The sequence below is a fragment of the Micromonospora sp. ATA51 genome (assembly GCF_016802855.1).
GTDB lineage: Bacteria > Actinomycetota > Actinomycetes > Mycobacteriales > Micromonosporaceae > Micromonospora > Micromonospora sicca.
Map to the genome: position 1 here is coordinate 1 of NZ_JAEVHJ010000228.1, position 10,983 is coordinate 10,983.

General features: G+C 74.9%; 11 protein-coding genes and 1 pseudogene. 6 read left to right on the forward strand and 6 right to left on the reverse strand.

Translation table 11 applies throughout. The features are described 5' to 3' along the window. Positions 1–97: pseudogene (locus tag JNW87_RS27155) on the reverse strand (ATP-binding cassette domain-containing protein); the annotation flags it as partial. A 157-nt stretch (positions 98–254) separates the two neighbouring features. Between JNW87_RS27155 and JNW87_RS27160 the strand changes: the two are divergent. The 3 genes from JNW87_RS27160 (at position 255) to JNW87_RS27170 (ending at position 1,695) form a co-directional block, all read left to right on the forward strand. Next, on the forward strand, positions 255–662 hold the full coding sequence (locus JNW87_RS27160) for a roadblock/LC7 domain-containing protein (protein ID WP_007465177.1): 408 nt from the start codon (positions 255–257) through the stop codon (positions 660–662). A gap of 66 nt (positions 663–728) precedes the next feature. Beyond that, positions 729–1,091: a DUF742 domain-containing protein gene (locus tag JNW87_RS27165; RefSeq protein ID WP_109800404.1), complete on the forward strand. Its 363-nt coding sequence runs from the start codon at positions 729–731 to the stop codon at positions 1,089–1,091. Next, entirely contained in the window at positions 1,072–1,695 is a 624-nt protein-coding gene (locus tag JNW87_RS27170; protein ID WP_109800405.1) for an ATP/GTP-binding protein, read from the forward strand. The genes JNW87_RS27165 and JNW87_RS27170 overlap by 20 nt, the downstream gene beginning before the upstream one ends. Before the next feature lie 20 nt (positions 1,696–1,715). On the opposite strand, the gene JNW87_RS27175 is transcribed toward JNW87_RS27170, so the two are convergent. Genes JNW87_RS27175 through JNW87_RS27195 form a run of 5 tightly spaced genes read right to left on the reverse strand, consistent with a single transcriptional unit; the run spans position 1,716 to position 9,262 of the window. Continuing rightward, a complete protein-coding gene (locus JNW87_RS27175; protein WP_109800406.1) occupies positions 1,716–2,804 on the reverse strand; it encodes a uroporphyrinogen-III synthase in 1,089 nt (362 codons plus the stop codon). Beyond that, positions 2,804–3,151, reverse strand: a complete 348-nt coding sequence (gene nirD / locus JNW87_RS27180) for a nitrite reductase small subunit NirD (RefSeq protein WP_109800407.1) — start codon at positions 3,149–3,151, stop codon at positions 2,804–2,806. The genes JNW87_RS27175 and nirD overlap by 1 nt, the downstream gene beginning before the upstream one ends. After that, positions 3,148–5,679 (reverse strand): nitrite reductase large subunit NirB, encoded by a 2,532-nt coding sequence (gene nirB, locus JNW87_RS27185; protein WP_109800408.1) that lies wholly within the window; start codon positions 5,677–5,679, stop codon positions 3,148–3,150. Before nirB ends, nirD begins: the two co-directional genes overlap by 4 nt. Continuing rightward, a complete protein-coding gene (locus JNW87_RS27190; RefSeq protein WP_238454660.1) occupies positions 5,676–7,151 on the reverse strand; it encodes an FAD-dependent oxidoreductase in 1,476 nt (491 codons plus the stop codon). The genes nirB and JNW87_RS27190 overlap by 4 nt, the downstream gene beginning before the upstream one ends. Continuing rightward, entirely contained in the window at positions 7,148–9,262 is a 2,115-nt protein-coding gene (locus JNW87_RS27195; protein ID WP_109800410.1) for a molybdopterin oxidoreductase family protein, read from the reverse strand. Before JNW87_RS27195 ends, JNW87_RS27190 begins: the two co-directional genes overlap by 4 nt. Before the next feature lie 146 nt (positions 9,263–9,408). Here JNW87_RS27195 and JNW87_RS27200 point away from each other — a divergent pair, with 146 nt between their 5' ends. The 3 genes from JNW87_RS27200 to JNW87_RS27210 all read left to right on the forward strand — a co-directional run bounded on the left by JNW87_RS27200 (position 9,409) and on the right by JNW87_RS27210 (position 10,805). Then, positions 9,409–10,104, forward strand: a complete 696-nt coding sequence (locus JNW87_RS27200) for a class I SAM-dependent methyltransferase (protein ID WP_109800411.1) — start codon at positions 9,409–9,411, stop codon at positions 10,102–10,104. Between the two features lie 160 nt (positions 10,105–10,264). After that, the gene (locus JNW87_RS27205; protein WP_109800412.1) at positions 10,265–10,522 is read left to right on the forward strand and encodes a DUF6364 family protein; all 258 of its coding nucleotides are present in this window, start codon (positions 10,265–10,267) and stop codon (positions 10,520–10,522) included. Next, entirely contained in the window at positions 10,512–10,805 is a 294-nt protein-coding gene (locus JNW87_RS27210; RefSeq protein WP_109800413.1) for a hypothetical protein, read from the forward strand. Before JNW87_RS27205 ends, JNW87_RS27210 begins: the two co-directional genes overlap by 11 nt. The last annotated feature ends 178 nt before the right edge of the window (positions 10,806–10,983 follow it).

The window sequence follows — 10,983 nt, forward strand, 5'->3', positions numbered from 1 at the left end:
CCAGGTTCATCAGGACCCGGCTCAGCGTCGACTTGCCGCAGCCCGACTCGCCCACCACGCCCAGCGTCTCGCCGGCCTTCAGGTCGAAGGAGACGCCGTGTCCCCGGCGGCATCGAGCCGAAGGGGGGCCGGTCCCAGAGCCGGCGCACGCCCGATGAAGTACGCGGCCTGCTGTCGGCCTACCACCGCGGTGTGCAGCGGGGTCGGACGGCCGGCGCGGACCTGAACAGCACCTCGATCAAGGAGACGAACCGATGAACAGGCCAGCGGCCATGCAGGACATGGGTTGGCTGCTCACCAACTTCGCCGACAGCGTGGCGGGCATCGCCCACGTGGTGGCGGTGTCCGCGGACGGGCTGCTGCTCGCCTCCTCCCGGGATCTGCCCGGGGACCGGGCGGACCAGCTCGCCGCGATCACCTCCGGCGTGGTGAGCCTGACCGAGGGCGCGGCGCGGATGTTCAGCGCGGGCGGCGTGCTCCAGACCGTGATCGAGATGGACAGCGGATACCTGTTCCTGATGTCGATCAGTGACGGCTCGTCGATGGCGGTGCTCGCGGCGCGCAGCTGCGACGTCGGGCAGGTGGGCTACGAGATGGCGCTGCTGGTGGAGCGGGTGGGTGCGGCCCTGGTGCCGCTGCCCCGGGACGCCGTGCGGTCCTGACCGGAACCCGCGTGACCAGGTGATCCGGAGCCGACCCGGCTCCGTACGGAGGGAGGTGATGGCGATATGGAACCACGGCGGGACCCGCGCGGCGCGCTGGTGCGGCCGTACGCGGTCACCCGGGGCCGTACCGAGCCGCTGCAGAACATCGCCCTGGAGGCGGTGCTGTCCTGCACTGCCACCCAGGTGGCCGAGGCGCGGTTCGCCGGGCACGACAAGTACCGCATCGCGTCGGTCTGCGAGGGCCGGGCGCAGTCACTGGCGGAGATCGCCGCGTACACCCGGATGCCGCTGGGTGTCGCCCGGGTGCTGGTCGCCGACCTGGTGGCCGAGGGCCTGCTGACGCTACACACCGCCGCTCCCGCCGAGGGATTCGAGGAGCGGATGAACCTGCTTGGAAGGGTGCTAAGTGGACTTCGCGAACTATGACCCCGCCGGGGCGCGCCGCAGCCGGGAGATCATCTCCGCGAAGATCGTGGTCGCGGGTGGCTTCGGCGTGGGCAAGACGACCCTGGTCGGAGCGATCTCCGAGATCACTCCGCTGACCACCGAGGCGTTGATGACGGCCGCCGGGGTGGGCATCGACGATCCGTCGAAGGTGCCCGGCAAGGAGACCACCACGGTCGCCATGGACTTCGGCCGGATCACCATGGCCGAGGACCTGATCCTCTACCTCTTCGGCACGCCGGGCCAGACCCGCTTCTGGTTCATGTGGGACGAGATCATCCGGGGGGCGGTGGGTGCGGCGGTGCTCGTCGACACCCGGCGGATCACCGACGCCTTCGCCCCGCTGGACTACTTCGAGAACCGCAATCTGCCGTACGTGGTGGCGCTGAACCGGTTCGACGGCGCGCCGCAGTACGAGGTGGAGGAGGTCCGCGAGGCGCTGGCCATCCCGCCGGACGTGCCGCTGGTGATGTGCGACGCGCGGCAGCGGGAGTCGGTCAAGCAGGTGCTGGTGACGGTCGTCGAGCACGCCATGCTCCGCCTCCAGGCCGAGCACGGCCGCGGCTTCCCGACTCCAGTGGGCTGAGTCCCCCCGGGTGTCCCGGCTCAGTCGACCCGGAGCCGGTAGCCGCGCTTGACGACGGTCTGCACCACGCGCGGGGCGCGCAGGCCGGCCCGCAGCCGGGCCACGGCCATCTCCACCGCGTGCTCGTCGGCGCCCCGGGGGAGCGCCCGCAGCAGGGCGGCCCGCGGCAGCACCCGGCCCGGGGTCCGGGCCAGCGCCCGCAGCACCGCCATCGGGGCCGGGGCCAGCGGGCGCAGTTCCCCGTCGACCACGGCCGCGTGCCCGCGCAGGGTGAGCAGGTGACCGGCGGCCTTCACGGTGACCGTCCGGCGCGGCAGCTCGTCGACGATCGTGCGGACCAGCGCGCCGAGCCGGGCCCGGCTCGGCGCGCTCACCGGCACCCCCCGCCGGACCAGCGGCTCCGCGGTGACCGCGCCGACGCAGCCGGCCAGCACGTCACCGCGGAGCGCCTCCAGCACCGTCTCGGTCCGGTCCCCGGCGGCCCGCAGCAGGGCCTCCGCCGCCGGGGCCGAGGTGAACGTGACCGCGTCCACCAGCCGGTTGGCGACCAGGTCGATCAGCCGGTGCAGCGGCGCCGGGTCGGTCGGCGCGGCCCACCGGTAGACCGGCACCTCGATCACCGTGGCCCCGGCATCCTCCAGCGCGGCGGTGCACTCCGGCTGCCGGTCGCCGTGCAGCTGCATGGCGATGACCTGCCCGGCCACGCCGCGCCGGCGCAGGTGCTCCACCACCTCCTCGCAGCTCTCCGAGGCCGGCGACCACTGGTCGTGCAGGCCGGCGGCCCGGATCGCGCCGCGCGCCTTGGGCCCGCGGGCCACCACGTACGACTCGGCGAGCACCGAGCGCAGCGGTTCGGCCAGCCCCCAGCCCTCGGCCGCCTCCAGCCAGCCGCGCATCCCGATGCCGGTGTTCGCCATCAGGATGTCCGGCGGCCGGTCGAGGCAGGCCCGGGTGGCCTCGCGCAGGTCGGTGTCGTCGGCCAGCGGCACGATCCGCAGTGCCGGGGCGAGCACCACCCGGGCGCCCCGCCGCTGGAGCAGCGCGGCCAACTCGTCCCGCCGCCGGTCCGCGGTGACCCCGATCGTGAAGCCGGCCAGTTCGTCGGCCATCACTCCTCCTGTCGCAACCGCACCTCGACCATCCCGTCCCGGCAGCGCGCCCGGTGCCGCCGCAGCGTCACCTCCGGCAGGTCCAGGCAACGCCCGGTCCGCAGGTCGTAGACCTGCTTGTGCAGCGGGGAGGCGAGCGTCGGCACGCCGCCGCGGCTGCCCACGATGCCCCGGGACATCACGTACGCGCCGCCGACCGGGTCGAGGTTGTCGACCGCGTACAGTTCGCCGCCGGTGCGGAAGAGCGCCACCTGCACGCCGTCGACCAGCGCGGCGACACCCCGGTCGGGGTCCAGCCGGTCGAGCGGGCAGACCGCCGTCCAGTCCAGCGTGCTCGTCGGGTTCATCGGCGTACCTCCGGAAGGCCGAGCGCGACCGGCTGGCGGCGGCGGTCCGCGCCGGCCGCCGGCGGGGCCCCGCGCGCCGGTACGGGTTGGCCGCGTTCCACGGCGAAGGTGATGGACGGGTCGGGCACGTCCGGGGCGTTGACGAAGGAGGTGAACCGGCGCAGCCGGTCCGGGTCGTCGAGGACGTCCCGCCACTCGTCGGAGTAGGACGCCACGTGCCGGGCCATCGCCGCGTCGAGGTCGGCGCAGAGCCCGAGGGAGTCGTCCACGATGACCGCGCGCAGGTGGTCGAGGCCGCCCTCCATCGCCTCGATCCAGGCTGCGGTGCGTTGCAGCCGGTCGGCGGTGCGGATGTAATACATCAGGAATCTATCGATCAGCGGAATCAGCGCTTCTGTGGATAGGTCAGTGGCGAAGAGGTCGGCGTGCCGGGGCCGGAAGCCGCCGTTGCCGCCGACGTAGAGGTTCCAGCCGGTCTCGGTGGCGATGATCCCGAAGTCCTTGCTGCGCGCCTCGGCGCACTCCCGGGCGCAGCCGGAGACCGCCGACTTGATCTTGTGCGGGGCACGCAGGCCCCGGTAGCGCAGCTCCAGGGCGATGGCCAGCCCGACCGAGTCCTGCACCCCGTACCGGCACCAGGTCTCGCCGACGCAGGACTTCACCGTGCGCAGCGCCTTGCCGTACGCGTGGCCGGACTCGAAGCCGGCGTCGACCAGCCGGCGCCAGATCTGCGGCAGCTGGTCGACCCGGGCCCCGAACAGGTCGATCCGCTGACCACCGGTGATCTTCGTGTAGAGCCCGAAGTCCCGGGCCACCTCGCCGATCACGATGAGCTTCTCCGGGGTGATCTCGCCGCCGGGGATCCGGGGCACCACCGAGTAGCTGCCGTCGCGTTGCAGGTTGGCCAGGAAGTGGTCGTTGGTGTCCTGCAACGACGCCTGCTCGCCGTCGAGCACGTGCCCGGTGCCCAACGAGGCGAGGATCGAGGCCACCACCGGCTTGCAGATGTCGCAGCCGCGCCCCCGCCCGTGCTCGGCGATGAGCTGCGAGAAGGTGCGGATGCCCCGCACCTGGACGATCTCGAACAGCTCCTGCCGGCTGGCGTCGAAGTGCTCGCAGAGGGCCGTCGACTGCTGCACCCCGGCCGCGTCGAGGAGCTGCTTCAGCATCGGTACGCAGGAGCCGCAGCTCGTGCCGGCCCGGGTGCACGCCTTCAGCGCGGGCACGTCCGCGCAGCCGTCGGCGATCGCCGCGTCGATCTGCTCGCGGGTCACCGCGTTGCAGGAGCAGACCTGCGCCGCGCCGGGCAGCGCGGCCACCCCGCCGCCGGTCTCGCCGGCCGGGGCCAGCAGCGCCAGCGGGGGAGCGGGCAGCGGCCCGCCGACGCTGGCCCGCAGCGTCGGGTAGGCGGTCGCGTCCCCGACCAGCACGCCGCCGAGCAGCGTCCGCGCGTCGTCGGAGAGGACCAGCTTCGCGTACGACCGGGTGGCCGGGTCGGTGAAGGTGACGTCGAGGCAGCCCGGGGTGGTGCCGTGCGCGTCGCCGAACGACGCCACGTCCACGCCCAGCAGCTTGAGCTTGGTGGCGGTGTCCGCCCCGGGGAAGGTGGCCGCCCCGCCCAGCAGCCGGTCGGCGACCACCTCCGCCGTCGCGTACCCGGGGGCGACCAGGCCGTGGCAGGTGCCGTCCACGGCGGCGCACTCGCCCACCGCCCAGATCCACTCGTCCTCCGTCCGGCACGTCGCGTCGACCAGCACCCCGCCGCGCGGGCCGACCGCCAGCCCGGCCGTCCGGGCCAGCTCGTCGCGGGGCCGGATGCCGGCGGCGACGACGACCAGGTCGGCGTCGACCGTGCCGCCGTCGGAGAGCTCCAGCGCCGCGACCGCGCCGTCCGGGCCGGGGCGGAGCGCGGTGGTGGCCACCCCGAGATGGGTGGTGACGCCCAGCTCCTCGACGTAGCGGCGGAGCATCGCGCCGCCCGCCTCGTCCACCTGGACCGGCATCAGCCGGGGCGCGAACTCGACGACGCTGGTCGCCAGGCCGAGCAGCCGCAGCGCGTTCGCCGCCTCCAGGCCGAGCAGGCCGCCGCCGATCACCGCGCCGGTCCGCCGCCCCGCGGCGTGCGCCCGGATCGCCGCCAGGTCGTCCAGCGTCCGGTAGACGAAGACCCCCGGCAGGTCCGTGCCGTCGACCGGCGGCACGAAGGCGGACGACCCGGTGGCCAGCACCAGCGCGTCGTACGGATGCTCGCCGGCCGCCGTGGTCACCACCCGCCGCGCCCGGTCGACCCCGGTGGCCGGCTCGCCGAGGCGCAGCGTCACGCCGTCGTCGGGGGTGTGCAGGTTCAACTCCTCGGCGCTCACCCCGTCGAAGAAGGCCGAGAGCCGCACCCGGTCGTACGCGGGCCGAGGCTCCTCGGCGAGCACCGTCACCCGCCAGCGCCGGTCGTGGTCCCGGGCGCGCAGCGCCTCGACGAAGCGCTGCCCCACCATGCCGTTGCCGATGACGACCAGATCGCCGCCACTCATCGCGTCACCTCCATCGCCTCGCGGTCCCATCCCGTCACCTCCGCCGGTTCGGCGCCGGCGAGCCAGTCGACGATGCCGGCGAGGGCGTCCCGGCAGCCGCCGCAGCCGGTGCCGGCCCGGGTCGCCCCGGACAGCGCGTCGACCGTCCGGGCACCGGACCGCCAGCAGGCCACCAGCGCCCCCTTGCTGACGTCGTTGCACTGGCAGACCGTGGCCACGTCCGGCATCAGCGCGGGGGACGCGGCGGGCGCGGCCGGCACCGCGCCGAAGGCCCGGCCGAGCAGCAGCGACCGGCGGTCCGCCGGCACCGGGGCGCCCCGGTCGAACAGCTGCACCACGGTGCCGACCGCCGGGTTGTCGCCGAGCAGGATCGCCCCGGTCAGCCGCTCGTCGCGGATCCGCAGCCGGGCGTACGTCCCCCGGGCCGGGTCGGCGAAGGTCAGTTCCTCCACCGGCTCGCCGGTCCCCGGGCCGTCGGTGGCGTCGCCCATCGCGGCCAGGTCGATGCCGGCGGCCTTGAGCCGGGTCACCACCGGCCGGGGCCGGTAGCGGGCCAGCGGGTCGTCCCCGGCCAGCACCTGCGCCACCACCCGGGCCTGCGCCCAGGCCGGGGCGACCAGTCCGGTCAGCGCGCCGTCGTGCTGGGCGCAGTCGCCGATCGCCGAGATCCGCCGGTCGCTGGTCCGCATCCGGTCGTCCACCACCACGCCGCGCTCGACGGTCAGTCCGGCCGCGGCGGCGAGGGCGGTGTCGGGGCGTACCCCGCAGGAGAGGACCAGCAGGTCGGCGGTGAGGGACCGGCCGTCGGCGAGGTCGAGGCGGACTCCGTCGGCGTCCGCGGCCACCCCGGTCGCCGACACCGCCAGCACGGTGCGCACGCCGAGTCCGGCGAGGGTGCCGACGAGCACCGCGCCGGCGGTCGGGTCGAGCTGCCGTTCCATCAGGTGGCCCATGGGGTGCACCACCGTCACGTCCAGCCCCCGGGCGGTGAGCCCGCGGGCCGCCTCCAGCCCGAGCAGGCCGCCGCCGAGCACCAGGGCGCTCCGGGCGCCCTCGGCGGCGGCGAGGATGCGCCGGCAGTCGTCCAGCGTGCGGAACGGCACCACCCGCTCGGGCAGCGGGTCGAGGCCGGGCAGCGGCGGCACCAGGGCCCGGCTGCCGGTGGCGAGGACCAGGTGGTCGTAGCCGTACCGGTCGCCGTCGTCGGTGTGCACCTCGCGGGCGGCCCGGTCGATCGCGGTGACCGCCACTCCGGTCCGCACGTCCACGCCCTGCCCGGCGACCTCGGCCAGCTCCACCTCCGGCTCGGCGATCTTCCCGGCCAGCAGGGTGGAGAGCATGATCCGGTTGTACGCCCGGTGCGGCTCCGCCCCGAGCACGGTGACCTTGTGGTCCCCGCCCCGGGCGTGCACCTCGGCGGCGAGCCGGGACCCGGCCATCCCGTACCCGACGACGACCACCCGCTGACTCACGACTCGACCCTTTCGACGCGGACGGCGCAGATCTTGAATTCGGGCATCCCGGAGACCGGATCGACCGCGTCGTTGGTGACCGAGTTGGCGCGGGCGGCGCCGGCCCAGTGGAACGGCGCGAAGACGGTGTCCGGCCGGATCGTGGGGCTGACCCGGGCGGGGGCGCGCAGCTCGCCCCGGCGGGAGACGACCCGCACCTCCTCGCCGTCGGTGACGCCGAGCCGGGCGGCCAGGTCCGGGTGCAGCTCGACGAAGGCGCCGGGTGCGGCCCGGCGCAGCGCGGCGACCCGCCGGGTCTGGGTGCCGGACTGGTACTGGGCCAGCACCCGCCCGGTGGTGAAGTGCAGCGGGTAGTCGGCGCAGACCTCCTCGGCGGCCGGCCGGTGGGTCACCGGGTGGAACCGGGCCCGCCCGTCCGGGGTGGGGAACCGGTCGGCGAAGAGCCGGGGGGTGTCCGGGCCGTCCGGGTCGGGGCAGGGCCAGAAGACGCCGCTCGCGGCGTCGATCCGGTCCCAGGTCACGCCGGCGTAGTCCGCCGGCCCGCCGGCCGAGGCCCGCCGCAGCTCGGTGAAGACCGTCCGCGGGTCGGTCGGGAAGTCGACCGGTGCGTCGAGCCGGGTGGCGAGGCCGGCGAGGACCGCCAGGTCGGTGCGGACGCCGGGGGGCGGTTCGCGCAGCGCGCGGCGGCGGAGCACCCGGCCCTCCAGGTTGGTCATCGTGCCGTCCTCCTCGGCCCACTGCGCGACCGGCAGCACCACGTCGGCCAGGGCGGCCGTCTCCGAGCGCAGGAAGTCGGCGACGACCAGCAGGTCCAGGTCGCGCAGCCGGGACTCGATCCGGGCCGCCCGGGGCGCCGACACCACCGGGTTGGAGCCGAAGACCAGCAGCGCCCTGGGGCCGTCGGCCGTGCCGAGCGAGTCCAGCAGCCGGTACGCCGGCACCCCCGGCCCGGGCAGGTCGTCGGCCGGTACGCCCCAGACCCCCGCCACGTGCGCCCGGGCCGCCGGGTCGTCGATCTTCCGGTAGCCGGGGAGCTGGTCGGCCTTCTGCCCGTGCTCGCGGCCGCCCTGGCCGTTGCCCTGCCCGGTGAGGCAGCCGTACCCGGAGCCGGGGCGGCCGGGCAGGCCGAGGGCGAGCGCCAGGTTGACGAAGGCGGTGACGGTGTCGACGCCCTTGGCGTGCTGCTCGGCGCCCCGGGCGGTGAGGATGATCGCGCTGCCGGCGGTGGCGAGCGCCCGGGCGGTCGCCTCCAGGTCGGCCACCGGCACCCCGGAGAGCCGTTCCACCTCCGCCGGCCAGTAGCCGGCCACCGTGCGGCGGACGGCGTCGAAGCCGGTGGTGCGGGTGGCCAGGTACTCGCGGTCGAGCCAGCCCTCGGTGAGCGCGATGTGCAGCAGCGCGTTGGCGACCGCCAGGTCGGTGCCGGGGAGCGGTTGCAGGTGCAGGTCGGCCTGGCGGGCGGTCGCGGTCACCCGGGGGTCGATCACGATCAGCCGCCCGCCGCGTTGCCGCTGGTCGGTGAGGTGGCGCAGCAGCGGCGGCATGGTCTCCGCCGGGTTGGCGCCGACCAGCAGCAGGGTCTCCGCCCGGGCGAGGTCTTCGAGGGGGAAGGGGAGTCCCCGGTCGACGCCGAACGCCCGGATGCCGGCGGCCGCCGCGGAGGACATGCACCAGCGGCCGTTGTAGTCGATGTGCCGGGTCCGCAGCGCCACCCGGGCGAACTTGCCGAGCGCGTACGCCTTCTCGTTGGTCAGCCCGCCGCCGCCGAAGACCGCGACGGCGTCCCGGCCGTGTCCGCTCTGGACGGTGCGGATGCCGGCGGCGACCCGGTCCAGCGCCTCGTCCCAGCTCGCCGGGCGCTGCTCGCCGGTAACCGGGTCGCGCACCAGGGGGGTGGTGAGCCGTTCGGGGTGGTCCAGCAGTTCGGCGGCGGTCCAGCCCTTCTGGCAGAGCCCGCCGCGATTGGTGGGGAACTGCCGGGGGAGCACCTCGGTCCGCCCGTCGGTCTCGCGCAGCGTCATCCCGCACTGGAGCGCGCAGTACGGGCAGTGGGTGGCCGCCTCCCGGGATGTCGCCCCCGGTCGCGTCGCCACCCGTGCACCGTCTGTCATGTCGGCAAAGCGTGCCGCCGGGCGGTTTCCGGTCCGGGTCCCTTCTGTTTCGGTCCTGTCAAGAGCGCCTCACACCGCACGGGGTCACCGGGCCGGACCTCCGGGTTTAGAATGTGAGACAAAAATCCTGCATCTTGGGAGACCGGATGACCGTGGCGGACGCGTTCGACGCCGTGGCGGGGACGTACGACGAGGCCCGGCGACGGCTGGTGCCCTGCTTCGACGCCTTCTACGGGACCGCCGTCGAGGTCGCCGCCCCGCCGCTGCGGGCGGCGCTGGCGGCGGGACGTACCCCGGAGGTGCTGGACCTGGGCGCGGGCAGCGGCCTGCTCTCCCTGCTCCTCTCCGCCGCCGTGCCGGAGGTCCGGCTGACCCTGGTCGACGCCGCGCCCGCGATGCTCGCCGTCGCCACCGACCAGCTCCGCGCCCGGGGCGTGTCGCACCGGGTGGTCCGGGCGGACCTGGCCGACCCGCTGCCGCCCGGCCGGTACGACGCCGTGGTCTCCGCGCTCGCCATCCACCACCTGGCCGACGCCGACAAGCGGGCCCTCTACCGCCGGGTCGCGGCGGCGCTCGTCCCCGGCGGGGTGTTCGTCAACGCCGAGCAGGTGGCCGGCCCGACGCCGGCTCTCGACCGCCGCTACGACGAGGTCTGGACCGCGCGGATCACGGAGCTGGGCTCGGACGCCGAGGAGATCGCCGCCGCCCGGGAGCGGATGCGGCACGACCGGCCGGCCACGGTGGCCGACCAGTGCGGCTGGCTGGCCGAGGCGGGGCTGGTCGACGTGGACTGCTTCTTCAAGGAGTGGCGCTTCGCCGTGTTCGGCGGCCGGGCGGCCTGACCGCGTGGATGCCTCGTTGCTATCCGGAGCCGGCTCCGGATACGCTGACGTGCCCGGCGGCGATTCGCCGGGAATGTCGGTGGTGGGCGTTCTGGCGTCCCCGGCCGAGGGGCGCCGACCGGGATGACCAGCGGTCATACCAGCCGGTAATCTCTCCGGCATGACTGCCAAGGTGACACTCTCGTTCTCCGACGAGACGATCGAGGAGGCGCGCCGGTTCGCCAAGCGGGAGGGGCTGTCGCTCTCCGCCTGGATGGACCAGGCCGCCCGGGAGAAGGCGCTGCGCGAGGTCTTCACCGCGCACGCCGCCGCCGTCGGTCGCGCCGGCCTGGATCTGGAGTCCGACGCCCTCGCCGACGCCCACGAGGTCGCCCTGGTCGACGACGTGCTCTTCGGCGGACGCCCGCGTGCTGCGTAGGGGGGAGGTCTGGCGCATCGAGGGCGCCCGGGAACGGCTCGGGCTGGTGATCAGCTCCGACGTCTACAACTCCACCGACGTGCCCATCGTGATCGTCGTCGAGGTGGTCGACGAGTCGCTGCTGCGGGACTCGCCCCTCGCGGTGACGATGGGCCGCTGGGTGGTGATGCCCGACCGGCTCTCCTCACCGATGAAGAAGTGGTTCACCGAGTGCGTCGACGTGGCCGACACCGAGACCATGCAGCGGGTCGGCCGGGCGCTGCGCATCCTCCAGGAGATCTGACCGGCTCACCACCGGTCCGGGGCGGACGTGCGATCCCCGTTTCCGGAACGACCCCCGACGGGCACCGCCGGGAAACCGCCCGTTCCTAGGGTCCTCCTCGTCGCATCGACGAGGAGGAGTCGCCGTGAGCACACTGGCCCCCACCCCCACCCCCGAGCCGCCGTAGTGGTGCGCGTCG

What these genes read in the sequence shown, in the direction of transcription:
- JNW87_RS27205 (WP_109800412.1), top strand. Translation starts at nt 10,265, where the DNA reads ATGACTGCCAAGGTGACACTCTCGTTCTCCGACGAGACGATCGAGGAG.
- JNW87_RS27195 (WP_109800410.1), bottom strand. Translation starts at nt 9,262, where the DNA reads ATGACAGACGGTGCACGGGTGGCGACGCGACCGGGGGCGACATCCCGG.
- nirD (WP_109800407.1), bottom strand. Translation starts at nt 3,151, where the DNA reads ATGAACCCGACGAGCACGCTGGACTGGACGGCGGTCTGCCCGCTCGAC.
- JNW87_RS27160 (WP_007465177.1), top strand. Translation starts at nt 255, where the DNA reads ATGAACAGGCCAGCGGCCATGCAGGACATGGGTTGGCTGCTCACCAAC.
- JNW87_RS27175 (WP_109800406.1), bottom strand. Translation starts at nt 2,804, where the DNA reads ATGGCCGACGAACTGGCCGGCTTCACGATCGGGGTCACCGCGGACCGG.
- JNW87_RS27200 (WP_109800411.1), top strand. Translation starts at nt 9,409, where the DNA reads ATGACCGTGGCGGACGCGTTCGACGCCGTGGCGGGGACGTACGACGAG.
- JNW87_RS27165 (WP_109800404.1), top strand. Translation starts at nt 729, where the DNA reads ATGGAACCACGGCGGGACCCGCGCGGCGCGCTGGTGCGGCCGTACGCG.
- nirB (WP_109800408.1), bottom strand. Translation starts at nt 5,679, where the DNA reads ATGAGTGGCGGCGATCTGGTCGTCATCGGCAACGGCATGGTGGGGCAG.